Source organism: Microbacterium sp. AC145 (assembly GCF_979258505.1).
Genome location: NZ_OZ409859.1, coordinates 1054567 through 1078095 on the forward strand (window position 1 = coordinate 1054567; position 23529 = coordinate 1078095).

Annotated in this window: 26 protein-coding genes and 1 tRNA gene; 21 read left to right on the forward strand and 6 right to left on the reverse strand. The window is 67.3% G+C overall.

Going from position 1 to position 23529, the window contains the following annotated elements; genetic code table 11:
* The first annotated feature begins 4 nt into the window (after positions 1 to 4).
* From ACZZZN_RS05130 to ndk, 5 genes are all read left to right on the forward strand, one after another.
* Positions 5 to 874, forward strand: coding sequence for a hypothetical protein (locus tag ACZZZN_RS05130; protein WP_463504120.1), 870 nt, complete (start codon positions 5 to 7; stop codon positions 872 to 874).
* A 264-nt stretch (positions 875 to 1138) separates the two neighbouring features.
* Positions 1139 to 4540: an isoleucine--tRNA ligase gene (ileS, locus tag ACZZZN_RS05135; RefSeq protein WP_463504121.1), complete on the forward strand. Its 3402-nt coding sequence runs from the start codon at positions 1139 to 1141 to the stop codon at positions 4538 to 4540.
* Positions 4537 to 5889 carry a bifunctional folylpolyglutamate synthase/dihydrofolate synthase gene (locus ACZZZN_RS05140; protein WP_463504122.1) on the forward strand — a complete coding sequence of 451 codons (1353 nt, stop codon included), beginning with the start codon at positions 4537 to 4539 and terminating at the stop codon, positions 5887 to 5889. The genes ileS and ACZZZN_RS05140 overlap by 4 nt, the downstream gene beginning before the upstream one ends.
* Positions 5886 to 6296: a DUF4233 domain-containing protein gene (locus ACZZZN_RS05145; RefSeq protein ID WP_463504123.1), complete on the forward strand. Its 411-nt coding sequence runs from the start codon at positions 5886 to 5888 to the stop codon at positions 6294 to 6296. Before ACZZZN_RS05140 ends, ACZZZN_RS05145 begins: the two co-directional genes overlap by 4 nt.
* A gap of 1 nt (position 6297) precedes the next feature.
* Positions 6298 to 6714, forward strand: coding sequence for a nucleoside-diphosphate kinase (ndk, locus tag ACZZZN_RS05150; RefSeq protein WP_463504124.1), 417 nt, complete (start codon positions 6298 to 6300; stop codon positions 6712 to 6714).
* A gap of 86 nt (positions 6715 to 6800) precedes the next feature.
* On the opposite strand, the gene ACZZZN_RS05155 is transcribed toward ndk, so the two are convergent.
* Entirely contained in the window at positions 6801 to 7418 is a 618-nt protein-coding gene (locus tag ACZZZN_RS05155; protein WP_463504125.1) for a vitamin K epoxide reductase family protein, read from the reverse strand.
* A 283-nt stretch (positions 7419 to 7701) separates the two neighbouring features.
* On the opposite strand from ACZZZN_RS05155, the gene ACZZZN_RS05160 reads away from it, so the two are divergent.
* Positions 7702 to 10236 carry an Rne/Rng family ribonuclease gene (locus ACZZZN_RS05160; protein WP_463504126.1) on the forward strand — a complete coding sequence of 845 codons (2535 nt, stop codon included), beginning with the start codon at positions 7702 to 7704 and terminating at the stop codon, positions 10234 to 10236.
* On the opposite strand, the gene ACZZZN_RS05165 is transcribed toward ACZZZN_RS05160, so the two are convergent.
* The gene (locus tag ACZZZN_RS05165; protein ID WP_463504127.1) at positions 10201 to 10467 is read right to left on the reverse strand and encodes a DUF4031 domain-containing protein; all 267 of its coding nucleotides are present in this window, start codon (positions 10465 to 10467) and stop codon (positions 10201 to 10203) included. The two genes, ACZZZN_RS05160 and ACZZZN_RS05165, sit on opposite strands and share 36 nt — an antisense overlap.
* Before the next feature lie 211 nt (positions 10468 to 10678).
* On the opposite strand from ACZZZN_RS05165, the gene rplU reads away from it, so the two are divergent.
* From rplU to ACZZZN_RS05220, 11 genes are all read left to right on the forward strand, one after another.
* Positions 10679 to 10987 (forward strand): 50S ribosomal protein L21, encoded by a 309-nt coding sequence (rplU, locus tag ACZZZN_RS05170; protein ID WP_028501602.1) that lies wholly within the window; start codon positions 10679 to 10681, stop codon positions 10985 to 10987.
* Between the two features lie 18 nt (positions 10988 to 11005).
* A complete protein-coding gene (rpmA, locus tag ACZZZN_RS05175; RefSeq protein ID WP_028501603.1) occupies positions 11006 to 11263 on the forward strand; it encodes a 50S ribosomal protein L27 in 258 nt (85 codons plus the stop codon).
* A gap of 110 nt (positions 11264 to 11373) precedes the next feature.
* Entirely contained in the window at positions 11374 to 12876 is a 1503-nt protein-coding gene (obgE, locus tag ACZZZN_RS05180) for a GTPase ObgE (RefSeq protein ID WP_463504128.1), read from the forward strand.
* The gene (proB, locus tag ACZZZN_RS05185; protein ID WP_463504129.1) at positions 12873 to 13658 is read left to right on the forward strand and encodes a glutamate 5-kinase; all 786 of its coding nucleotides are present in this window, start codon (positions 12873 to 12875) and stop codon (positions 13656 to 13658) included. Before obgE ends, proB begins: the two co-directional genes overlap by 4 nt.
* A gap of 9 nt (positions 13659 to 13667) precedes the next feature.
* Positions 13668 to 14921: a glutamate-5-semialdehyde dehydrogenase gene (locus tag ACZZZN_RS05190; protein WP_463504130.1), complete on the forward strand. Its 1254-nt coding sequence runs from the start codon at positions 13668 to 13670 to the stop codon at positions 14919 to 14921.
* Positions 14922 to 14987: 66 nt separating this feature from the next.
* Complete coding sequence (locus ACZZZN_RS05195; protein ID WP_201470046.1) at positions 14988 to 15212, forward strand: hypothetical protein; 225 nt, start codon at positions 14988 to 14990, stop codon at positions 15210 to 15212.
* 6 nt (positions 15213 to 15218) lie between these two features.
* Positions 15219 to 15821, forward strand: a complete 603-nt coding sequence (gene nadD, locus ACZZZN_RS05200) for a nicotinate-nucleotide adenylyltransferase (RefSeq protein ID WP_463504131.1) — start codon at positions 15219 to 15221, stop codon at positions 15819 to 15821.
* Positions 15818 to 16909: a hypothetical protein gene (locus tag ACZZZN_RS05205; protein WP_463504132.1), complete on the forward strand. Its 1092-nt coding sequence runs from the start codon at positions 15818 to 15820 to the stop codon at positions 16907 to 16909. Before nadD ends, ACZZZN_RS05205 begins: the two co-directional genes overlap by 4 nt.
* A 5-nt stretch (positions 16910 to 16914) precedes the next feature.
* Positions 16915 to 17295 (forward strand): ribosome silencing factor, encoded by a 381-nt coding sequence (gene rsfS, locus ACZZZN_RS05210; protein WP_463504133.1) that lies wholly within the window; start codon positions 16915 to 16917, stop codon positions 17293 to 17295.
* A 1-nt stretch (position 17296) separates the two neighbouring features.
* The gene (locus tag ACZZZN_RS05215; RefSeq protein ID WP_463504134.1) at positions 17297 to 17986 is read left to right on the forward strand and encodes an SDR family oxidoreductase; all 690 of its coding nucleotides are present in this window, start codon (positions 17297 to 17299) and stop codon (positions 17984 to 17986) included.
* 120 nt (positions 17987 to 18106) lie between these two features.
* Entirely contained in the window at positions 18107 to 18391 is a 285-nt protein-coding gene (locus ACZZZN_RS05220; RefSeq protein WP_463504135.1) for a hypothetical protein, read from the forward strand.
* Positions 18392 to 18447: 56 nt separating this feature from the next.
* Here ACZZZN_RS05220 and ACZZZN_RS05225 read toward each other — a convergent pair whose 3' ends face one another.
* The 4 genes from ACZZZN_RS05225 to ACZZZN_RS05240 form a co-directional block, all read right to left on the reverse strand.
* On the reverse strand, positions 18448 to 18633 hold the full coding sequence (locus ACZZZN_RS05225) for a hypothetical protein (protein ID WP_463504136.1): 186 nt from the start codon (positions 18631 to 18633) through the stop codon (positions 18448 to 18450).
* 123 nt (positions 18634 to 18756) lie between these two features.
* Entirely contained in the window at positions 18757 to 19887 is a 1131-nt protein-coding gene (locus ACZZZN_RS05230) for an AI-2E family transporter (protein WP_463506550.1), read from the reverse strand.
* 121 nt (positions 19888 to 20008) lie between these two features.
* Positions 20009 to 20284 (reverse strand): hypothetical protein, encoded by a 276-nt coding sequence (locus ACZZZN_RS05235; RefSeq protein ID WP_463504137.1) that lies wholly within the window; start codon positions 20282 to 20284, stop codon positions 20009 to 20011.
* 58 nt (positions 20285 to 20342) lie between these two features.
* Positions 20343 to 20415 (reverse strand) — tRNA-Ala (locus ACZZZN_RS05240).
* Between the two features lie 119 nt (positions 20416 to 20534).
* Here ACZZZN_RS05240 and ACZZZN_RS05245 point away from each other — a divergent pair.
* From ACZZZN_RS05245 to ACZZZN_RS05260, 4 genes are all read left to right on the forward strand, one after another.
* Complete coding sequence (locus ACZZZN_RS05245; protein WP_463504138.1) at positions 20535 to 20975, forward strand: GNAT family N-acetyltransferase; 441 nt, start codon at positions 20535 to 20537, stop codon at positions 20973 to 20975.
* 71 nt (positions 20976 to 21046) lie between these two features.
* Positions 21047 to 22117, forward strand: a complete 1071-nt coding sequence (locus ACZZZN_RS05250; protein WP_463504139.1) for an NAD(P)-binding domain-containing protein — start codon at positions 21047 to 21049, stop codon at positions 22115 to 22117.
* A gap of 53 nt (positions 22118 to 22170) precedes the next feature.
* On the forward strand, positions 22171 to 22962 hold the full coding sequence (locus tag ACZZZN_RS05255) for a hypothetical protein (RefSeq protein ID WP_463504140.1): 792 nt from the start codon (positions 22171 to 22173) through the stop codon (positions 22960 to 22962).
* Positions 22959 to 23486: a hypothetical protein gene (locus ACZZZN_RS05260; protein ID WP_463504141.1), complete on the forward strand. Its 528-nt coding sequence runs from the start codon at positions 22959 to 22961 to the stop codon at positions 23484 to 23486. The genes ACZZZN_RS05255 and ACZZZN_RS05260 overlap by 4 nt, the downstream gene beginning before the upstream one ends.
* The last annotated feature ends 43 nt before the right edge of the window (positions 23487 to 23529 follow it).

Below are 23529 nucleotides of genomic sequence, written 5' to 3' on the forward strand. Positions count from 1 at the left end.
CGTCATGGCACTCGTGCTCTCCGGTGCGCTCGCCGCCTGTTCACCGACGCCGCAGGGCTCCGGACTGCTGGGCAGCGGCACGTACGAACTCCACATCGACGGGCGTGAATCGATTCCGGTCTACTACGTGACGGGCGCTCGTGCCACCGAGCAGGCGACGATCATCGTCGTCATGCACGGGGTCGGACGCAATGCGGGCGAGTACCGGGACACCTGGACGGACCTCGTGCGCGACCGTGACGCGGTGGTGGTGGCCCCGCAGTTCGGTGACGACGAGTTCCCCGATGCGGAGAACTACAACCTCGGTGGTCTGGCCGATCCTGACGGCGACAGCGATGGCGACTCGGATGTCCTCGACGGTGCGTACGGGTACATCGAGCCGCTGTTCGAAGATGCGCGGGCCCGGATCGGGGGCGAGCAGAGCGGGTTCTCGATGTTCGGACACTCCGCCGGGGCGCAGTTCGTGCATCGCTACGTGGAGTTCGTTCCGCATGCTCCCATCGATGTCGCGGTGGCGGCCAATGCCGGGTGGTACACGATGCCGGATGACTCGGCGCGTTTCCCTTTCGGTCTCGACGGTGACGATGCCCCCGCTTTCGACGTGGAGGCAGCCTTCGGGCGCACATTGATCGTGCTGCTCGGCACGGACGACGTCGGGACCAAGAACCTGCGACGGGATGACGAGGCCGAGGCGCAGGGAGACACGAGGCTCGAACGCGGGCGGGAGTTCTTCGACCGTGCACAACAGGAAGCCGCTCGCGAAGCCGTGCCGTTGCGGTGGGAGCTGCACGAGGTGCCGGGCGTCGACCACGATCAGGCGGCCATGGCCGCCGCCGCGGTGCAGTACCTCCTGAGGGACGCGGGGTCCGGCTGAATCCGGTCTGACCGCGTCGCTCCGGTCGGCGCGTACAATGGAATCCACGAGCTGTGATCCGGACATCACCGGGGAGCTCTCGGAAGAACGGTCGGCCTCGCAAGGGCGGACTCAGTAGAACCGAGCGGGGCAGGCCCGTCACAGCCGCAGTGAGAGTGGCTCCGCCGAGAGGCGCGGCACGCGAGGTGGTACCGCGGTCCCCGGAACGAGAAGCCGGACGGATCGTCCTCGCAGCAGCATCCGCCACGACTCCTGCGAGACGACATGACCTACCCGCGTTCCTCCTTCGGCCCCGCCGCCGACGCTTCGACGAGCTCAGCATCCCAGAGCGTCGCCCCGAGCCCCCGGTTCCCCGAGATCGAGCGCGAGGTGCTCGACTTCTGGGAGACCGACCAGACCTTCCGCGCGTCCATCGAGCAGCGCGACGGCAACGACGAGTGGGTCTTCTACGACGGCCCGCCGTTCGCCAACGGTCTGCCCCACTACGGCCACCTGCTCACCGGTTATGCGAAGGACGTGTTCCCGCGCTTCCAGACCATGATCGGCAAGAAGGTCGACCGCGTCTTCGGCTGGGACACCCATGGTCTGCCGGCCGAGCTCGAGGCCATGAAGCAGCTCGGCATCACCGAGAAGGTCCAGATCGAGGAGATGGGCATCGACGTCTTCAATGCGAAGGCGAAGGACTCGGTGCTCAAGTACACGCACGAGTGGCAGGACTACGTCACCCGTCAGGCGCGCTGGGTCGACTTCGAGCGCGGGTACAAGACCCTCGACCTCGGCTACATGGAGAGCGTGCTGTGGGCGTTCAAGACCCTGTTCGACAAGGGCCTCGCCTATGAGGGGTACCGTGTCCTGCCGTACTGCTGGCGAGACGAGACCCCGCTGTCGGCGCACGAGTTGCGCATGGATGACGACGTGTACCAGAACCGACAGGATCCGTCGGTCACCGTGACATTCCCGCTCACCGGCGCCAAGGCCGAAGCCCTCGGGCTGACGGCTGTCCGAGCCCTCGCCTGGACCACCACGCCCTGGACCCTCCCCACCAACCTCGCGCTCGCCGTCGGGCCCGACATCGACTACGTCGTGCTCCCGGCGGGTCCAGGGGGCGCTGCCGACGTGCACGCCGCCGCGGGATCGACGGATGCGGTCATCGAGGCCTCGGCGCATCGCTACCTGCTCGCCCGCGAACTCCTCGGCGGATACGTCAAGGACCTCGGTTACGAGAGCCTCGACGACGCGCTCGCCGCGGTCGATGCGACCGTGCGCGGCGCCGAGCTCGAAGACGTCACCTACGACCGACTCTTCGACTACTACGCCGACACCGAGACGTACGGCACCGAGAACGCGTGGCGCATCCTCGTCGACGACTACGTCACGGTCAGCGACGGCACCGGCATCGTCCACCAGGCTCCTGCCTACGGTGAAGACGACCAGCGCGTGGCGGGTGCGGCCGGCATCCCGACGATCCTGTCGCTCGATGACGGCGGAAAGTTCCTTCCCAACGTGACCGATGTCGCCGGTCAGCTCTGGATGGACGCGAACACTCCGCTCATCCGCCTGCTGCGCGGTGAGGGGCGTCTGCTGCGCGAGCAGAGCTACGTGCACTCGTACCCGCACTGCTGGCGGTGCCGTAACCCTCTGATCTACAAGGCGGTGTCGAGCTGGTTCATCCGCGTCACCGACATCAAGGATGACCTGCTCGCGAACAACGAGCAGATCACGTGGGTGCCGGAGAACGTCAAGCACGGCCAGTTCGGCAAGTGGCTCGAGGGTGCGCGTGACTGGTCGATCAGCCGCAACCGCTACTGGGGCTCGCCGATCCCGATCTGGAAGAGCGACGACCCCGAGTACCCGCGTGTCGACGCATACGGTTCGCTCGAGGAGATGGAGCGCGACTTCGGCACGCTGCCCCGCAACCCCGAGGGCGAGATCGATCTGCACCGTCCGTACATCGACGAACTCACGCGTCCGAATCCCGATGACCCGACCGGCACGAGCACGATGCGCCGCATCGAAGACGTCTTCGACGTGTGGTTCGACTCCGGCTCGATGCCTTACGCGCAGGTGCACTACCCGTTCGAGAACCAGGAGTGGTTCGACACCCATGCACCCGCCGACTTCATCGTCGAGTACATCGGACAGACACGTGGCTGGTTCTACGTCATGCACGTGCTGTCGACGGCGCTGTTCGACCGTCCGGCATTCACCGGTGTCAGCTGCCACGGCATCGTCCTGGGCAACGACGGCTACAAGATGTCGAAGTCGCTGCGCAACTACCCCGACGTGTCCGAGGTGCTCGACCGCGACGGTTCCGACGCGATGCGCTGGTTCCTCATGTCGAGCTCGGTCCTGCGCGGCGGCAACCTCGCGGTGACCGAAGAGGGCATCCGGGCCGGTGTGCGTGAGTTCCTGCTTCCGCTGTGGAGCTCGTGGTACTTCTTCGCCACATACGCGAACGCCGCGAAGCCCGGCGGATACGAGGCGAAGTGGAGCACGGATTCCACCGACGTGCTCGATCGCTACATCCTCGCCCGCCTCGGCGACCTCGTCCGCGAGGTGCGCGCCGACCTCGAGGGGCTCGACTCCACGACGGCGTCGGCTCGCCTGCGCGACTTCGCCGAGGTGCTCACCAACTGGTACATCCGTCGCTCGCGCGACCGATTCTGGGAGGGGTCGAACACCGATGCGTTCGACACGCTCTACACCGTGCTCGAGACGTTGACCCGGGTCGCCGCTCCGCTGGTACCGCTCATCAGCGAGCGCGTGTGGCAGGGACTCACCGGCGGGCGCAGCGTGCACCTGCAGGACTGGCCGGACGCGGATGCGTTCCCGGCTGCCGATGACATCCGCGATGCGATGGATGCCGTGCGAGAGCTGTCGAGCGTAGGCAATGCGCTGCGCAAGAAGGAGAAGCTGCGCGTGCGCCTGCCGCTGGCCCGCCTGACTGTCGTCTCGCCCCTCTCCTCGACGCTCAGCCAGTTCGAGGACATCCTTCGCGACGAGCTCAACGTCAAGTCTGTCGAGCTCGTGCAGCAGTCGCCGGAGACGGCGGGGGAGTACGGCATCAGCAATCGCCTGAGCGTCAACGCCCGGGCCGCGGGTCCGCGCCTCGGCAAGAACGTGCAGACCGTGATCAAGGCGGCGAAGGCGGGCGACTGGTCGGAGACCGACGGCGTCGTCACGGCCGGGGGCATCGCGCTCGAACCCGCCGAATACGAGCTCGTGCTCGAGACGACCGGGCGCCCCGACGGCGAGGCTCTCGCCATCGTCCCGTCGGGCGGGTTCGTGCTGCTCGACACGCAGACCACGCCTGAACTCGAGGCCGAGGGGCTCGCCCGTGACGCGATCCGCGTCGTGCAGGAGGCGCGCAAGAACGCCGGCCTCGACGTCAGCGACCGTATCGTGCTGGCGCTCAACGCGACCCCCGAGGACGCCGCGGCTCTCACGGCGCACGCCGACCTCATCGCGCGCGAGACCCTGGCGATCGCCTTCGCCGCGCAGCCGACTGAGGGACTGGACGCCGTGGTCGACGACATCGCGAGCCCCGGCGACGGCGTCTTCCGCTCCGGTGCCCGCGCCCTCGGCTCCTCGAAGGGGCCGATCATCGTGACGATCGATGCGACCGCCGTGGTGCGGGAAGCAACGAAGGACGGAGCAGCCTCATGAGTTCTCGCGACAGAGCGGATGCGGTGTACTCGACGCTGCTGAGCCGTGCAGGCGAGCGCTGGGTGCAGCCCCGCAAGGAGCGGACCGCCCGGATACTCGCCTTCCTCGACGACCCGCAGCGCACGTACCGGGTCGTGCACATCACGGGAACCAACGGCAAGACGTCGACGGCACGCATGATCGAGAGCCTGCTCCGCGCGCATGGGCTGCGCACGGGGCTGTTCACGAGTCCGCATCTCGAGCGGTTCACCGAGCGGATCATGATCGACGGCGAGCCGATCGACGACGCCGCAGTCGCGGACGCGTGGGAAGAGATCGAGCCGTTCGTCGAGATCGTCGACGCCGAGCTCACGGCTGCGGGGGAGGAACCGCTCACGTTCTTCGAGCTGCTCACCGTGCTGGCCTTCGTGGCGGTGGCGGATGCTCCGGTCGACGTCCTCGTGCTCGAGGTCGGCATGGGCGGCGAGTGGGACTCGACGAACACGGCCGACGGTGACGTCGCCGTGTTCGCGCCGATCGACATCGACCACGCCGATCGCCTCGGGAACACGATCGCCGAGATCGCGAAGGTCAAGGCCGGGATCATCAAGGAGGGCGCTGCCGTCGTCTCCGCTCAGCAGCCCGACGAGGCTGCAGAGGTGCTCCGCAGAGTCGCCGCGGAGAAGCACGCGACCATCGTCTTCGAGGGTGATGAGTTCGGTCTCACGGACCAGAAGCTCGCCGTAGGCGGCCAGCTCCTCTCGATCCGCGGTCTCGCGGGGGAGTACCTCGAGGAGTATCTGCCGCAGTACGGCGCTCACCAGGGACACAATGCCGCGCTCGCGGTCGCGGCCGTGGAATCCCTCATCGGAGGCGGCCAGCAGCAGATCGCCGCCGACATCGTCTCCGAGGGTCTGCAGGGCGCCACCTCACCGGGCAGGCTTCAGCTGCTCGGCATCTCGCCCACGGTGATCGTCGACGCCGCCCACAACCCGCACGGGGCTGCTGCCTTGGCGCAAGCGATGGATGACAGCTTCGACTTCGACGAGTGGGGAGTCGTGCTCGGAGTCCTCGCCGACAAGGACGCCGCAGGCATCGTGGCGAAGCTCGCCCCGGCGGCCGCGCACATCTTCGCGACGGCGCCGGAATCGGACCGCGCGAGCGATGCCGATGTCATCGCCGATCTCGCCGAGGCAGCAGGTCACCGCGCCACCGTCCATCCGAGCCTCGCGGATGCGGCCGATGCCGCTCGTGAGTGGGCGGCGTCGACAGATCGTCGCGCTGTGGTCATCGCAGGTTCGGTCGTTCTCGCAGGAGAGGCGATCGCTCTCGCTGAGGAAGAGGACTGGAAGTCGGGGTGGCGCGCGTGAGCGCCGCATCCGCCGCCCGCGTGCCGCGTCCGCCGCGGACTCTCGTGCAGAAGCTGGCACCGATCGTGCTCGGGTTCGAATCGATCGTGGTGTTCCTCGCCGGCCTCACGGTGTTCGGTCTGAAGGCTCTGCCCCCGGGCATTCCGCAGTGGTGGGGGATCGTCGGAGGCGGCGTCGTCGGGCTCGCATGCATCGCCGTGGCGGGCATGATCACGAAGCCCTGGGCGATCCCCGCCGGCTGGGTGATCCAGGCGATCGTCGCGGTCTCCGCCGTCCTCGTGCCCGCGATCCTCCTCGTCGTCGTGATTTTCGGCGGCATGTGGGGGTATGCGACGATCATGGGGGCTCGATTGGACGCACGACGTCCCGTCGATCCCGCGACCGAGACTCAGACAGAGAGTGAATGACATGGCCACCGAAGAAACCCTCGTCCTCGTCAAGCCCGATGGTGTCGCCCGCGGCCTCACCGGAGCGATCCTGGCGCGTATCGAATCGAAGGGCTACGCGCTCGTCGACATCCGACTGGTCGAGCCCGACCGCGACCTCCTCGCCTCGCACTACGCCGAGCACGAGGGCAAGCCCTTCTACGAACCGCTCCTCGAGTTCATGCTCTCCGGGCCCTCGGTCGCCATCCGTCTCGCGGGCAACCGCGTGATCGAAGGCTTCCGCTCGCTCGCCGGCACGACAGACCCGACGACCGCGGCCCCCGGCACCATCCGTGGCGACTTCGGTCGCGACTGGGGCCTCAAGGTGCAGCAGAACCTCGTGCACGGCTCGGACAGTGTCGAATCGGCCGAGCGCGAGCTCGCGATCTGGTTCGACTGACCAGCAGCACACCGCGGCACCCCGACGTAGACGAAGCCCGCCCCACGAGACCGTGGGGCGGGCTTCGTCGTCGATCGGCGACGAGATCAGAAGATCATTCGCACGACCTCACCGAGAAGGTCGAGACCCCGCAGCTGCGCGAGGAGGATGACGAGCGCGTAGGCGAGGATCGTGGCGAGCGGCACCCAGGCCATCAGCTTCGCCCCCGCGTCCATCGCCTTCGGGCTGCGTGAGAACGTGCCGTTGCGCAGGAGATGCACCATCGTGGCGAAGAAGGTCGGGATCGTGACCGCCCAGGTGAGCATGCACCACGGGCACAGGACTCCGAGATTGGGTGCGTACAGGCTCTGCCAGATGAGCCAGCACACGAGTCCGAAGGCGAAGGCGACTCCGGCGCCGAAGACACCCCAGAACCAGCGGGGGAAGCGCGCCCCGGCGAGTATCGCGACACCCACCACGAGCGGAGCCGTCCAGAGGGTGAGCCCGATCAGCGGGTTGGGGAAACCGAAGATCTCTCCCTGCCACGACCCGAGGTTCTTGCCGCACTGGATCATCACGCTCACGTTGCAGCTCAGATCGGCGTCGGGATTCTCGAGCTGGATGAACTTGTCGATGGTCAGCTGGAAGGCGGCGAACCAGCCGATCACACTGGCGATGATCAGCCAGACGGCATAGAAGACGGGGCGGGTGCGCTGCTCGCTCATATGTGGATTATCCCAGCGATCACTATGGATCGGGCGAGAGCGCACCGGAGAAAACGATGCGCAGGAGCGCAGGATGCCGCGAACGGGGCCAGTTGGTGCGATAATGGCCTGTGATGCACCGCCCGACACCGTCGGGGCCGGCATCGACGCAGACTTCGGGGCCGTATGCCCCTCGTGACCAGAGCCATGAGCCGGTCACACACCGAGTGAGTTCGCAGCATCCGCGGATGCCGCATGAGAATTCGCGGGGCACCTGGTGCACCGCGCGAGGAGTAAGCCAGAGATGGCCGATGAGAACAATGACTACGACGCCCCTACCCTCGAGTTCCCTGCGGATGCTGACGCGCCCGCAGAGGTGAAGGCCGAGGCTCCTCCGGAGCCCGAAGCCGTCGAGGAAGCCCCCGCAACGGAGGCTCCCGCCGAGGAGGCGCCTGCTGAGGACGCTCCCGCTGCGGATGCTCCAGCTGAGGAGGCTCCCGCAACGGATGCTCCCGCAGCGGATGCTCCTGCAGCGGATGCTCCTGCAGCGGATGCTCCTGCAGCGGATGCTCCTGCAGCGGATGCTCCTGCAGCGGATGCTCCTGCTGAGGACGCGCCTGCTGAGGACGCGCTTGCTGAGGAGGCTCCCGCTGAGGAGGCTTCCGCTGAGGACGCGAAGCCCGAGGACGCGAAGCCCGAAACGGCGTCCGTCCCCGAGCCGCTGACCGCGGTGTCGCTCGGTCTGCTGCCGGAGGTCTTCGTCTCGCAGGTCTCGACGCAGCTGCACTTCTACGCGCCCGAGATCGTTCCGCTTCCGGCTCGCCCCGGGCGCGAACGCGTGTTCGACCGCATCGCCGAGCGTGAGCAGGACGAGCCGGCATCCGGCCGTCGCGGCCGTCGTCGTCGCGGTGGCTCCGATGAGGGAGATCAGCGCGATCAGCGGGATGAGCCTCGTCAGCCGCGCCAGCGCGTCGTCGAGTACATCACCGAGCCCAAGGCCATCAAGGGTTCCACTCGCCTCGAGGCCAAGAAGCAGCGCCGCCGTGACGGACGTGACGCCGGTCGTCGTCGTCCGGTCGTGACCGAAGCCGAGTTCCTGGCTCGCCGCGAGTCGGTCGACCGCAAGATGGTCGTCCGGTCGAAGAACGGTCGCACGCAGATCGGTGTGCTCGAAGACGGTGTGCTCGTCGAGCACTACGTCGCCCGCAACCAGGACGCGTCGCTGATCGGCAACGTCTACCTCGGCCGCGTCCAGAACGTGCTCCCGAGCATGGAGGCCGCGTTCGTCGACATCGGTCGCGGTCGCAACGCCGTGCTGTACTCGGGCGAGGTCGACTGGGACGGCGTCGAGACCGGCAACCAGCCTCGCCGCATCGAGCTGGCGCTCAAGGCGGGCGACCGTGTGCTCGTGCAGGTCACCAAGGATCCGGTGGGTCACAAGGGTGCGCGTCTGACCAGTCAGATCTCTCTTCCGGGTCGGTACCTCGTGTACGTCCCGGGCGGATCGATGAACGGCATCAGCCGCAAGCTGCCCGACAACGAGCGCACGCGGCTGAAGCGCATCCTCAAGGAGGTGCTTCCCGAGTCGTCCGGCGTGATCGTCCGCACGGCCGCCGAGGGCGCCACCGAAGATCAGCTCACACGTGACGTGCAGCGTCTGACGACCCAGTGGGAGCACATTCGCACGCAGGTCGAGAGCCAGCAGGCTCCTGCGCTCCTTCACGCCGAGCCTGATCTCCTCGTCAAGATCGTCCGTGACGTCTTCAACGAGGACTTCACGAAGATGCTCATCCAGGGCGAGGAATCGCAGCGCACCATCCGCGCGTACCTCGAGAGCGTCGCCCCCGACCTCCTCGAGCGCGTGGAGTCGTACGAGGACGAGGCCGACCCCTTCGACGCGTTCCGCATCACCGAGCAGATCGAGAAGGCGCTCGACCGCAAGGTCTGGCTGCCGTCGGGTGGATCCTTGGTCATCGATCGCACCGAGGCCATGACGGTCGTCGACGTCAACACGGGCAAGTTCGTCGGCTCAGGCGGAAATCTCGAGGAGACGGTCACCAAGAACAACCTCGAGGCGGCGGAGGAGATCGTCCGCCAGCTGCGTCTGCGTGACATCGGCGGCATCATCGTCGTCGACTTCATCGACATGGTGCTCGAGTCCAACCGCGACCTCGTGCTGCGCCGCCTGATCGAGTGCCTGAGCCGGGACCGGACGAAGCACCAGGTCGCCGAGGTCACCTCTCTCGGCCTCGTGCAGATGACTCGCAAGAAGCTGGGCCTCGGCCTGCTCGAGACCTTCAGCGAGGCCTGCGACGTGTGCGCCGGCCGCGGTGTCATCGTTCATCACGACCCGGTCGTCAAGCACCGTTCCAGCAGCAACGGCAATGGCAACGGCAACGGCGGCGGCAACTCGTCGTCCAATCGTCGCCAGCGCGGCGGCAACAACCAGACCCAGAATCAGGCGCCCGCTTCGGTGACGACTCACAGCATCCCCGAGGGAGCGAAATCCGCCCTCGCGCAGATCGCTGCGTCCACCCGTGCTCCGAGCGCGGAGGATGCGGCTGCAGAGGCGGTCATCGCGCCCGAGCAGCTCGCCGATGCGCCGGCCACTCAGGAGCGCGCGAAGAAGCCTCGCAAGAAGCGCGGATCCGACCGCAAGTCTCCGAAGTCGCCCGCCGAGGCGCTTCTCGACTCGGTGCTCGACGCGCTCCCGGAGCCCAAGGCCCCTGGGCAGGGGCGCGGTCGCCGTCGCGTCTCCACCGCTGCTCTCACGGGAACCCCGGTCTCCGTGAACTCGGAGCCGTCAGCGCCGATCGCGGGCGGGGATCCGGAGTCCTGACGCGATCAGCCTCCGGACCAGCTCCTTGCCGTCGACGTGTTGCGCGCCGGCGGCGATGAGCCGGGGGACGAGGTCCTCCGGGACGTCGTAATGGTCGAGGTCGAACGCGCGCTCAGGCACACCGTGAGACCTCGCGAAGGCGTGCAGCTCATCGAGATTGTCGTCGCTCACGAGGTGAGCCCAGAGTCGCCCGTGCGCGGGCCAGCGGGGATCATCGACGAGAACGGTCATCACGTCAGCCTATGGCCGGACACACCAGGCGGTACGTTTTGCCACAGTGTCCCGCATCGGGTAAAGTAGTCCCTTGGTGCGCATGCCGCGTCGTCCTGGACGGTCGGAGCGGAGAGTCTTGCAGCCGCACCCGTCGCCCGCGACGCATGCAAGCAACAGTCTTCCCGTGAGATTCTCGGAGCCGCGAGCTCCCCAACGAAACAGGTATGAAGTGGTTTACGCAGTAGTGCGCGCCGGTGGGCGGCAGGAGAAGGTCGAGGTCGGCACGATCGTTCAGCTCGACCGTGTCAAGGCTGCCCAGGGCGAGAAGATCGAGCTGGCCGCTGTGCTGCTCGTCGACGGCGCCACGGTGACCACCGACGCTGACTCGCTGGCCAAGGTCAAGGTCACGGCAGAGGTCATCGGCAACCTCCGCGGCCCGAAGATCATCATCCAGAAGTACAAGAACAAGACCGGCTACAAGAAGCGTCAGGGCCACCGCCAGGAGCTCACGCGCGTCAAGATCACCGGCATCAAGTAAGACCGAGGAGACCAGGACATGGCACATAAAAAGGGCGCAAGCTCCACCCGTAACGGTCGTGACTCCAACGCTCAGCGACTTGGCGTCAAGCGCTTCGGTGGACAGCAGGTTCTCGCCGGCGAGATCATCGTCCGCCAGCGCGGCACGCACTTCCACCCCGGTGTGAACGTCGGCCGTGGTGGCGACGACACGCTGTTCGCTCTGGCCGCCGGTGCGGTCCAGTTCGGCGCGAAGGGCGGCCGCAAGGTCGTCAACATCGTCGCCGCTGCTGAGTGATCACAGCGCGACAGTAGACATCCGATTCGGGGCGGGCTTCGGCCCGTCCCGAATTGCTGTTTCAGGACGAATTCTGGCCGCGGCCGGAATTCCCGTATGAGGAGAGAGACATGGTCAGCTTCGTCGACACCGTGACGCTGCACTTGCGCGCGGGTAAGGGCGGCAACGGCTGTGTCTCGGTGCACCGCGAGAAGTTCAAGCCGCTCGGCGGCCCCGACGGCGGGAACGGCGGAGACGGCGGAGACGTGGTCCTCGTCGCCGACACGCAGACGGGGACGCTTCTCTCGTATCACCACTCTCCGCACCGCAGCTCCGGCAACGGCGGCCCCGGAATGGGTGACCACCGGGCCGGCTTCATGGGCGAGGACCTCGAGCTTCCTGTGCCCGTCGGCACCGTCGTGAAGAACCCCGCTGGCGAGGTGCTGATCGACATGATCGAGCCCGGCCAGCGCTTCGTCGTCGCGAAGGGCGGTCACGGAGGTCTCGGCAACGCCGCTCTCGCCTCCCCGAAACGCAAGGCGCCCGGCTTCGCTCTGCTCGGCACCCCCGGTCACGAGGGCGACGTCGTACTCGAGCTCAAGACCGTCGCCGATGTGGCGCTCGTCGGCTACCCGTCTGCCGGAAAGTCGAGCCTGATCGGCGCGATCTCGGCGGCTCGCCCCAAGATCGCCGACTACCCGTTCACCACGCTGCACCCCAATCTGGGTGTCGTGCAGCAGGGCGACTTCCGCTACACCGTCGCGGACGTGCCCGGGCTGATCGAGGGTGCGAGCGAGGGGCGTGGACTCGGACTCGAGTTCCTGCGTCACGTCGAACGCTGCACCGCCCTCCTGCACGTGCTCGACTGCGCGACCCTCGAGCCCGGTCGCGACCCGATCTCCGACCTCGATGTGATCCTGGGCGAGCTCGCTGCGTACGAGGTGCCTGAAGGACAGACCCCGTTGCTCGAACGCCCGCAGTTGGTGGCGCTGAACAAGATCGACGTGCCCGAGGCCCGCGATCTCGCCGACCTCGTGCGTCCCGACCTCGAGGCGCGTGGATTCCGCGTCTTCGACATCTCCACGATCTCGCATGAGGGTCTGCGTCCGCTGACGTTCGCGCTCGGCGAGCTCGTCGATGCCCACCGTGCCGAGCAGGCGGCGGCGGAACCCGTGCGGGAGCGCGTCGTCATCCGCCCCCGCGGATCGAAGAAGGAATTCACGATCCGGGTCGAAGGCGGCACGTACGGCAACCTCTACCGCATCCTCGGCGAGAAGCCGGTGCGCTGGGTGCAGCAGACCGACTTCCAGAACGAAGAGGCCGTCGGCTATCTCGCCGACAGGCTCGAGAAGCTGGGAGTCGAGGATCAGCTGTTCCGCCTCGGCGCAGTGCAGGGCTCGACGGTCATCATCGGCGAAGGCGAGAGCATCGTGTTCGACTGGGAGCCGACCATGACATCTGCCGCCGAGTTGATGACCGCACCGCGAGGGACGGACCCGCGTCTCGCGCCGAACTCACGTCGCACGACGTCGGAGCGTCGCGAGCAGTACTACGAGCGGATGGATGCCAAGGCTGAGGCCCGTGCCGAGGCGGAGACCCGTCGTCTCGCCACCTCCGACGAGGGTGAGGGGTGACCGCCCGCACGCGCGCGGAACTCGCGACCGCGTCGCGCATCGTCGTGAAGGTCGGATCGTCGTCGATCAGCGGCGAGGCGTCCTGGCGCATCCCCGTTCTCGTCGAGGCTCTTGCAGCCGCGCACGCGCGCGGCGCAGAGGTCATCCTCGTGTCGTCGGGGGCGATCGCCAGCGGCATTCCTTTTCTGCAGCTCGATGCTCGCCCGACCGATCTCGCGACGCAGCAGGCCGCTGCGGCAGTCGGGCAGAACATCCTGGTCTACCGATATCAGGAGGCGCTGCGCCCGTTCGACATCGTCGCGGGCCAGGTACTGCTGACGACGGGCGATCTCGAGAACCCCACCTCGCGCAGCAATGCGCGTCGTGCGATGGAGCGTCTTCTCGGACTCCGCGTCCTGCCGATCGTGAATGAGAACGACACGGTCGCGACCCAGGAGATCCGCTTCGGCGACAACGATCGACTCGGCGCACTGGTCGCTCAGTTGACTCAGGCCGACGCGCTCGTGCTGCTGAGCGACATCGAGTCCCTGTACACCAGGCCGCCGTCTGACCCGACGGCTGAGCCGATCGATGTGGTGACTCCGGACGCAGATCTCTCGGGCCTCGAGTTCGGATCGACGGTCGTGAACAGTGTGGGCACCGGGGGAGCGGCCACGAAGGTCTCCGCTGCGCGCCTCGCGGCGGCATCCGGCATCGGCGTGCTCGTGACGAGCGCCGATCTGGTCGGCAAGGCCCTCACCGGCGCTGAAATAGGAACCTGGTTCGAACCGGCCCTCTCCTAGACTGAACGGATGACCGATCAGACTCCCCAGGTGCTTCTGGAGCGCGCGAAACAGGCGTCCCGGGCCACAGCCGCGCTGACCAGCGACGACAAGGGGCACGCACTCGAGGCGATCGCCGTTGCCCTGGAGGCGAGCGTCGAGGCCATCATCGCGGCCAACGGCCTGGACATCGAGCGCGGCCGCGCCGAGGGCATCGGCGAGTCACTCATCGATCGGCTGCGACTCGATCAGAAGCGTGTCGCCGCCTTGGCCGCTGCCGTTCGTCAGGTCGCGGCGCTGCCGGATCCTGTCGGCAGGGTCGTCGGCGGACATCGCATGCCGAACGGCGTGGCACTCGAACAGGTTCGAGTGCCCTTCGGTGTGGTCGGCGCCATCTACGAGGCGCGGCCCAATGTGACGGTCGACATCGCCGCTCTCGCGCTGCGATCCGGCAACGCCGTCGTTCTCCGAGGTGGCAGTGCGGCAAAGGAGTCGAACGCCGTTCTGGTCTCGGTCATGCGTGACGCGCTCGATGGCGTCGGGATCACGCCGGAGGCGATCCAGACCGTCGATGACTTCGGGCGCGAGGGCGCGAAGGCGATGATGCATGGACGGGGCTTCATCGATGTGCTCGTCCCGCGCGGCAGCGCCGGGCTCATCGAGACGGTGGTGACCGAATCGACCGTGCCGGTCATCGAGACCGGCGCCGGCAACGTCCACATCGTCCTCGATGAGAGCGCACCGGATGACTGGGCCCGTGACATCGTGGTGAACGCCAAGGTGCAGAGGCCCAGCGTCTGCAATGCCGTGGAGACCGTGCTCGTGCTGCGCCAGGCCGCTCCGCGGCTCGTCCCGCTCGTCGCGAGCGCCCTGCAGAGCGAGGGCGTCGCGATCCACGGTGACGACATGGTCGCCGGTCTCGTCTCGAACGTCATTCCCGCTACCGAGGAGGATTGGGCGACCGAGTATCTCAGCCTCGACATCGCGATGAGAGTGGTCGACTCGCTCGACGAAGCCCTCGACCACATCCGCCGGTACAGCACGGGTCACACCGAGTCGATCATCACCACGGACTCCCGCAATGCGGAGCGCTTCCTCGCCGAGGTCGATTCGGCGGTCGTGATGGCCAACGCCTCCACTCGATTCACCGACGGCGGTGAGTTCGGTTTCGGTGCAGAGGTCGGGATCTCCACGCAGAAGCTCCACACCCGCGGCCCGATGGGGCTTTCCGAGCTGACCAGCACGAAGTGGCTGGCGCGTGGGGCAGGGCAGACACGCAGCTGAGGGCTAGACTAGGTGGCGCTGCGGCGTCACGCGCGCCCCGCCCGCCAGCCACGAAACGGAGTCAGGATGAACCTCGTCGCACAGATCGCGATGGTCGCTGCCGAGACCGAGCACCACGGCAACGTCCAGGCCGAGACGCTGATCTTCGGGGTGATCGCGATCATCCTGTTCGCGTTCCTCGGGCTGGTCACGCTGTCGTACAAGAACGTCGCCAACCGTCACTCGGCGAAGGCCGAGGCATGGGCTGCGCAGCACGGCAAAGATGGCCACGAGGCAGGACACGGCCACTAGGCCCTTATGAATGACACGACCTCGCGTCCGGCGCGCATCGGTGTGATGGGTGGCACGTTCGACCCCATCCACCACGGGCACCTGGTCGCCGCGAGCGAGGTCGCGCACTCCTTCGACCTCGACGAGGTCGTGTTCGTGCCCACCGGCCGACCGTGGCAGAAGGCCGAGGTCACGCCGAGCGAACATCGCTACCTGATGACCGTCATCGCCACCGCATCCAACCCGCAGTTCACCGTCAGCCGGGTCGACGTCGACCGTGAAGGGCCGACCTACACGATCGACACGCTGCGCGACCTCAAGAAGTCACGACCCGATGCCGAGCTGTTCTTCATCACGGGAGCGGATGCCGTAGCGCAAATTCTCAGTTGGAGGGACCATGATGAATTGTGGGAATTGGCTCACTTCGTCGCGGTCTCACGTCCAGGGCATGTCCTGAGCACTGACGGCCTCCCGAGCGACAACGTCAGCCAATTGGAGGTGCCGGCACTGTCCATCTCGTCGACGGCCTGCCGAGCGCGGGTCCGTGAGGATGAGCCGGTCTGGTATCTCGTTCCCGACGGAGTCGTTCAATACATCGCGAAGCATCATCTGTATCGGAGCAAGGCATGAGTACATCGGATCGGCATGAGCAGGGTCCGCTGACGAGAAAGCAGCTGCGTGAGATCCGGCTGACGGGTTCCACGCCGGTCATCACTCCCGAGGAGGCGGCCGCTGCGGCGTCCGCGCCGCCCGAGCCCGAAGCCGTCGAACCGACTCCGACCACGGAGCCCACCGAGGTCGCGCCTGCCCCTGCTCCTGTCTCCGTCGGACGCGGTGAAGCCGCAGGGTCGGCGCGATTGACCCGTCGTCAGGTGCGCGAGCTCGAGCGATCCCGCTCGGGTGGCGATGCAGAGGCCCCGGCCGATGCCGACGCCCAGACCGACGGCGACGACCAGACCGACGGCGACGACGACGCTCCGGTCGTCCAGGACGACGCGACCGGCGATGAGCCCGTGGTCGCGCAGCCCGAGCATCCGGTGCATGACGCCGCCGACGACGATGACATCGACGACGATGGCCTCGATCACGAGGTAGCCGCCATTCCGGTGAGTGCCTCCACCTCTGCGGAGCAGTCGGCGGAGGTGCCGCCGGACTCCGAGGACGACGCAGACGAGCCGTCGACAGCCGACGACTCGGACGACGAGGGCGAGCGGCCCACGGTCAGTCCGGGATTCGGGCAGGGCGTGCTGAGTGACCAGGCTGAGCCTGCGAAGCCTTTCACTCCCTCATTCGACGAGCTGCTCACCGTGGGCGATTCCACCGGTTCGCAGCACCGCGCAGGCAACACCCTGATCTTCAACCCGGCTCCCGGCGACGGTTCGCTGTCGGGTCCGGTCGCCTCGACGGGGGAGATCCTCGTCACGGGCTCGTACGAGCTGCCCAAGGGCCTCGGCTCGCAGGGACACGCTCACGGCACCACCGACGGCAAGGAGGTGGATGCCGTACTCATCGACGGCGAGCTCCCGCCTGCATCCTCGCCGACGCCGATCGCGGCGAGTGCCGCAGTCAGCACCATCAAGCCCGCCGGTGAGGTAATCCGCCCGCCGGCCCCCGAAAAGGGCAACAAACTCATGCTCATCCTCGCGATCGTGGCGGGTGGTCTTGCGCTCGCGCTGGGCGTCGCCCTGATCGTGGCCTTCACCACGAATGTGTTCTGAATCTGATGCAGTCACCTGAAAACGCCGTAGAGATGCTGCAGCTCGCAGCAGACGCCGCCATCTCGAAGGGCGGTGAAGATCTCGTCGCGCTCAACGTGTCGGAGCCGCTTCCGCTCGTCGACATCTTCCTTCTCGTCACCGGTAACAGCGAGCGCAACGTCGCCGCCATCGCCGATGAGATCGAGGACCAGCTGATCGAAGCGGGTCACAAGCGCGTCCGTCGCGAGGGGCGCGCCGAGGCCCGATGGGTGCTCCTCGACTTCGGCGATCTGATCGTCCACGTCTTCCACCAGGAGGAGCGGGTCTACTACGGACTCGAGCGTCTGTGGAAGGACTGCCCGGTCGTTCCGTTCGAGATCGCCGATCCGGCCGCAGATCGCGCCTGACGTGCCCGTTCATCTGATCACCGGCGGCGGTTCCGGCATCGGCGAGGTCATCGCTCGACGACTGCTCGGACGCGGGGATCAGATCGTGCTCCTCGCGCGCGACGCGGGTCGAGCGCGGGAGATCGCCGAGTCGATGCCCGGTGCCTCGACGATCGTCGGCGATCTGGCGCAGCCGGGACGGCTCTCGTGGGCCTTGTCGAAGCAGGCTCTTCCCGCCCGCATCGATTCCGTGATCCACGCTGCAGGCGTGGTCGACCTCGGCCCGGTGGCAGACCTTCCGGCGACGCTCTGGGAGCGGCAGCTCGCCGTCAACCTCGTCGGCCCTGCAGAGCTCACGAGACTTCTCCTGCCTCTTCTGCGGATGTCGCGCGGGCGGGTCGTGTTCGTCAATTCCGGTGCCGGGCTGCACGCGCACGCCGGGTGGTCCGCGTATGCCGCGTCGAAGCACGGGCTCAAGGCCCTCGCTGATTCACTGCGCGCCGAAGAGTCGGAGAACGGCGTGCGAGTCACATCGATCTATCCGGGACGCACAGCGACTCCGATGCAGGAACGAGTGCATCAGCAGGAGGGCCGACCATATGACCCGTCACGTTTCATCACGGCGGATTCGGTCGCGACGACGGTTCTCACGGCGCTCGATCTCCCCGATGACGCGGCACTGACAGATCTCACCATTCGTCCGACCGGCTGACACCTCCGCATCGGCGGGCCGTCGGGCCCTGCCGGAGTGCGTCAGCCTGTCAAGGCCCTATCCGCTCGTGCTGCCGTCACGCATGATCACTGTGGGGGAGAGAGTCTTGGAGGCCAAAGAATGTCCGGAGATCCAGAGTCCAGATACGTTCTGAACCGCGTCACGCCATCGGAGTGGGTGATCAACGACCTGCGCTATTCGGCGGACGATCCCCGTCACGTCGTCGCCTGCGTCTACGAGTACGCGGACACAGAGGTCGAGGTCGTCTGGTTGCGCGATCTGCCACTCGCGGCGCGCTATGCGAACGCCTACGAGGTGCTCGCCGAAGTCGCTCGTGTGCAGGATCCCAGCAGGGCGACGAGACCGATCGTCATCCCGCATCTGCCACCTTTGATGGCGACGTGACAACAACGCGGCAGGCTCCACCGGAGCCTGCCGCGTCGTCGTTCAGGCGTCGTCGTTCAGGCGTCGTCCTGATCCGTGTCGCCGTGTTCAGCGGCGATCCGGTCGGCCTCGGCGCTGTCGATCTCGTCCGGGTTCGCGTCCTGGTCGAGCGCCGGCTCGCCGTCGACCTCTTGACGGGGAACCCGCTCGTGCGGATCGCCGTCTTCGGGCAAGGGCACCAGGGGTGGAATGGGTGTGGACATCGTCGTCTCCTCTCATATCGATGACGCCCACGATAGGCAGCACCGATTCTCCGTGGCAGATCCTTGACCGCGGAGCGCGGGAGGGGTATCGCGCGGGCGGCGATGGAGGCTTCCGTGCGCGGATCAGACCGTTTCGGAACGCTTCTTGCGGAACGGACGTGCCGCGAGGCTCGGCCCGTCCCAGACGGTGATGATGCCCCAGGCGACCGCGGCGATCGGCACCGACAGCACGGCCCCGACGATTCCGCCGAGGATGGTGCCTGTCGTCAGCGCGAGCAGGATGACGAGGGCGTGCAGCTTGAGCGACCGTGCCATGACCACCGGCTGCAGGAAGTTACCTTCGAGCTGATTGACCAGCACGACGATTCCCACCACGATGAGCGCGGCGAGCGGATCGTGGGTCACCAGTGCGACGAGGGCAGCGAGGATTCCGGCTGCTGTCGCGCCGACGAGGGGGATGAACGCGGTCAGGAAGACGATCACGGCGAGGGGAAGCGCCAGCGGGATCTGGAGGATGGCGAGGCCGACGCCGATGCCCAACGCATCCGCCGCGGCGACGATCGAGGTACCGCGGATGTATCCGCCGAACACGTCGACGGTCTTGTCGCCGATGCGACGAGCACGTTCGTAGCTCGCGCCGGTGAAGGGGCGCAGCAGGAACTCCCAGATGCGGGGTCCGTCTTTGAGGAAGAAGAAGAGCACGACGATCATGAGGGCGAGGCCGGTGAAGAAGCTCGCCGTCGCCGACACGCCGGCGAGAGCGCCACGGCCGAATGAGGCGCTGGTGAGGAACTCTCCGGCGCTGGCCCACAGGTCATCGAGATCGATCGCCGCGATGTCGAAGGGGAGGGTGTCGAGCCACGCCGTCACCTGCGCGATGCCGTCTGTCGCGGACTCGACGAGGTCGTCCCACTGCGAGCGCACCGTCAGGACGATCACCCACACCACCCCACCCAGGATGGCGAGGATGCCGATCAGGGCGATCCAGGTCGCGAGTATCGACGGCACCCCGCGCCGACGCATCAGAGCGACGAGCGGGTGGATCGCACAGGCCAGGATCAGCGCGATCGTCACCGGGATGAACACGAGCGACAGCTGCGTGATGACGAGCACGCCGACGGCGACCAGGGCCAGCACGGCGAGGGTCTGGAGGCTGCGGGTGGCGGCGAGCCCGATACCCCGCGACCAGAGTCCTGACTCTTCTCGGGGTGCGGTCCCCAGCGGCGTCGTCTCCGGTCGTCGGAACAGTCCCAGCACTAGCGTCCTCCTGCAGGTCGGAGATCGTCGGAGTGACGATCCGTGGCCGTGGTCTTTCTATCCGGGTAGCGGGGTCGATGGCAAGCCCCTGGCGCCGGCCGCATCCGAGCTTTGAACGTCATACCGGCGGCGTCGACTCCGGGGGATCGTACGTCTCCCGGGTCTGCCGCTCGACACGCTCATCGATGGCCTTGGCGCTGTACGCCCAGATCGCCGCGGCGCCGCCGTAGATGACGGCCTTGACAGGCCACTCGATCCACCAGCTGAGCAGTCCGAACCCGTTTGCGACGAGCATGGCGACCAGCGTCAGGAGAGCGGCGCCGACCCCGATCATCCACTTCTGACGGCGGGCTGTCCGGCGGAGGGTGCTGACCACTTCGGCTGCGCTGCTCACGTGCGGGACTCCTCTGACCGGGTACAAGAAAACCCGCGATCTCTCGCGGGTTTCGTTGTGGACCTGGGGGGACTCGAACCCCCGACCCCCTGCATGCCATGCAGGTGCGCTACCAGCTGCGCCACAGGCCCATAATCGCTTCGTTAGCTCCCGAAGCAACTTGAACAGAGTACTACACGCATCGCGCGCAACACCAATCGGCGCCGGTCTCCCGGGCGCGTCGCCGATGCCTGGTGAATAGGGTGGGGGAATGACGACGATCGACGCTCTCACACAGCACGACTTCTCGGACTGGGAACGTCTGTGGGCCGGCTATCTCACGTTCTATGGGGCCGAGATCTCGAGCGACGTCACCGCTGACACGTTCGCCCGTCTCGTGGAAGACCAGGACCTGCACGGCGCGATCGCTCGTGATGACGACGGCCGTGCCGTGGGCATCGTGCACTGGCTGACGCATCCGGCGACATGGAGCCGATCCGACTACTGCTATCTCGAGGATCTCTTCGTCGATTTCGAGTCGCGCGGCGCCGGCGCCGGGCGGATGCTGATCGCGCACGTTCGCGACTGGGCGGCGCAGCGCGGATGCACGAAAGTGTACTGGCTCACCCAGGAGGGCAACGAGACCGCCCGGGCGCTCTACGATCGCGTCGCCACCCACACCGGATACACGCACTACCAGATCGCCCTCTGACTCGCGAAGCCTGCCGACGATGGGCGGGTGGGCGCCGGAACAACCGCACCGCTGCGCGCGTTGACTCCATCGTGAACCTCCTCGACAGCATCGTGATCGGCGCGGGACAGGCCGGACTGTCGGCGTCCTTCCATCTCACGCGACTCGGGGTCTCCCACGTCGTGCTCGACGGCGACACAGAGCCTGGGGGAGCATGGCGTCACCGCTGGGATGCTCTGACGATGCGCGACGTGCACGGAGTCGCAGAGCTTCCCGGCGACGTTGCGCCGCCCCGCGACGGTCGCCGGGCGAACATGGCGGTGCCGGAATACTTCGCAGCGTACGAGCGCGATCATCGGCTGCCGGTCGTCCGGCCCGTGCGGGTCGACCGGGTGGAGGACGAAGACGGAGAGCTCGTCGTGCACGCGGGCGAGAGGTCGTGGCGCTCCCGCACGCTCGTGAACGCGACGGGTACGTGGACGCATCCGTTCCTGCCGCATTACCCCGGCATGGAGACGTTCGTCGGTGAGCAGCTGCATACCGTCGACTACCCCGGGCCCGAACATTTCGTCGGGAAGCGAGTGCTGATCGTCGGAGGCGGCGCCTCCGCCGTCCAGTTCCTCGGTGCGCTCGCTCCGATCACCGACACCCTCTGGGCGACTCGCCGGGAGCCGGTCTGGCGGACTGACGACTTCACCCCTGAGGCGGGCGCTGCAGCCGTCGCGCTCGTCGAGCAGCGGGTGGCGCGCGGTCTCCCGCCTCAGAGCGTGGTGAGCGTCACCGGACTCATGCTGCGCGATCAGGAGAGAGAAGCCGAACGGCTCGGTGCGTACGCGGCCCGTCGACCGATGTTCGTGCGTATCGAACCGGACGGCGTGCGTTGGGCCGACGGATCCTTCGAACGCGTCGACGTGATCCTCTGGGCCACCGGGTTCCGGCCCGCGATCGCTCATCTTGCGCCGCTGCGGCTGCGCAGCGAAGCCGGTGGCATCCAGCTCGACAGGGCCGGCCGCGGAACGACGTCGGTCAAAGACCCTCGCATCCAGCTCGTCGGCTACGGTCCTTCCGCGAGCACGATCGGCGCGAACCGTGCGGGGCGTTCTGCGGCGACAGGGGTGCGGAAGGCGCTTCGCGAGACATACTCTTCTGCCGTATCCCCCTGACCCGAGCTCTCTGCACTCACGGACAAGCCTGCCTCGGCCGCTACGCTGAGGCCATGCTGCGCGTGGTGGTCCTGGTCGTCTGGCTGCTTCTGTCCGCCTGGCTCGTCGTCTGGACGGGGGAGGGGCTCTTCGGCGTCGACCAGAGGGAGTCGATTCTGCCCTTCGGCGGCGAGGACACCCTGGCGGCCCCGATCATGATCGGCGTCGCGTGGGGTCTGATCCTCACATTCGCCGGAACGATGTCCGGGCTCGGAAGACGCCGCAGGGTGCGCGGAGAAGCGCATATCGGCGTGGGGCGCATCGTCGAGGTCGCCCGCACGGGACTGACCGTGAACGACATGCCGCAGTACGACCTGTTCATCCGCGTCACGCCTACGGCCGGCGACGACTTCATCGGCCAGCTCGGGATGCTCGTGGATGCCGGCGACATCTCCTCCGTGCAGGTCGGACAGGTGCTGCCGGTGCGTTACAGCGCGACCGACCCCGACACGCTGGAGCTCGCGGACGTCACCGATCCGGCGGTGCATGACGCACTGCTGCAGTGGCGGATCGACCGGGGCCTCATCGATCCGCGTCTCGTGAAGGCGCGGACGACCGGCATCCAGGTGCCGGCATCCGTGCTCGAGGTGCGTCCGACGGGCCGCAGGCTCGAAGGCCAGAGCGAGCTCGCACTTAAGGTGCTGATGGCGCCGGACGGAGTGTCGACCTGGGAGGCGGACACGACGGTGTTCGCGCACCCGGAGGCGATCTCGCGCTTCCAGGTCGGAGCGCCGATCTGGGCGTTCTACCGTCGCGAGGATCCGCAGACCGTGGCCGTGACGATCGAGAAGGAGCCGGCCCGATGAACATCCTCGACACCCTGATCTGGCTGGTGAACTTCCCCGCCGCCCACGGGTACGCGATGGTCTTCATCGCCGGCTTCTCGATACTCGGGCTGTTCGCGCTCTCGGGGTCTCGGAGCACGCCTGGCGCGGCACTCCGACGCGTCCGGGAGCGGGAGGGCCTGCTCCACGACGGCGATGCCACCCGCGGTCGGCTCGGCGGAGTCGTCCGTCGACTCGTGTTCAGGATCCTCGCCGTCGTCATGGTGGGAAATCTCGTCATCGGCATCCTCAGCCTCACCGGCGTGCCCGTCACTCGCGCGTACATCCACGAGCACGGCCAGCCCACGACCGGCACCATGGACGGAGAGTGGGTGACGTTCACGACCTCGACAGGCGTGGAGTACACGATCGAGAGCAACTTCTTCACTCCGGCCGTCTATCCGGATCGCGATGCCTACCTGCCCTTTGGGGAACCGGTCGTCGTGCGCTACCTGCCCGGGCACCCGCAGGCTTTCGTGATCGACAGCTCCGAAGGGCCGCGCTGAGTCTCACGAGAAGCGCATCCGGAGCCGACGTCGGAGAGGGCGC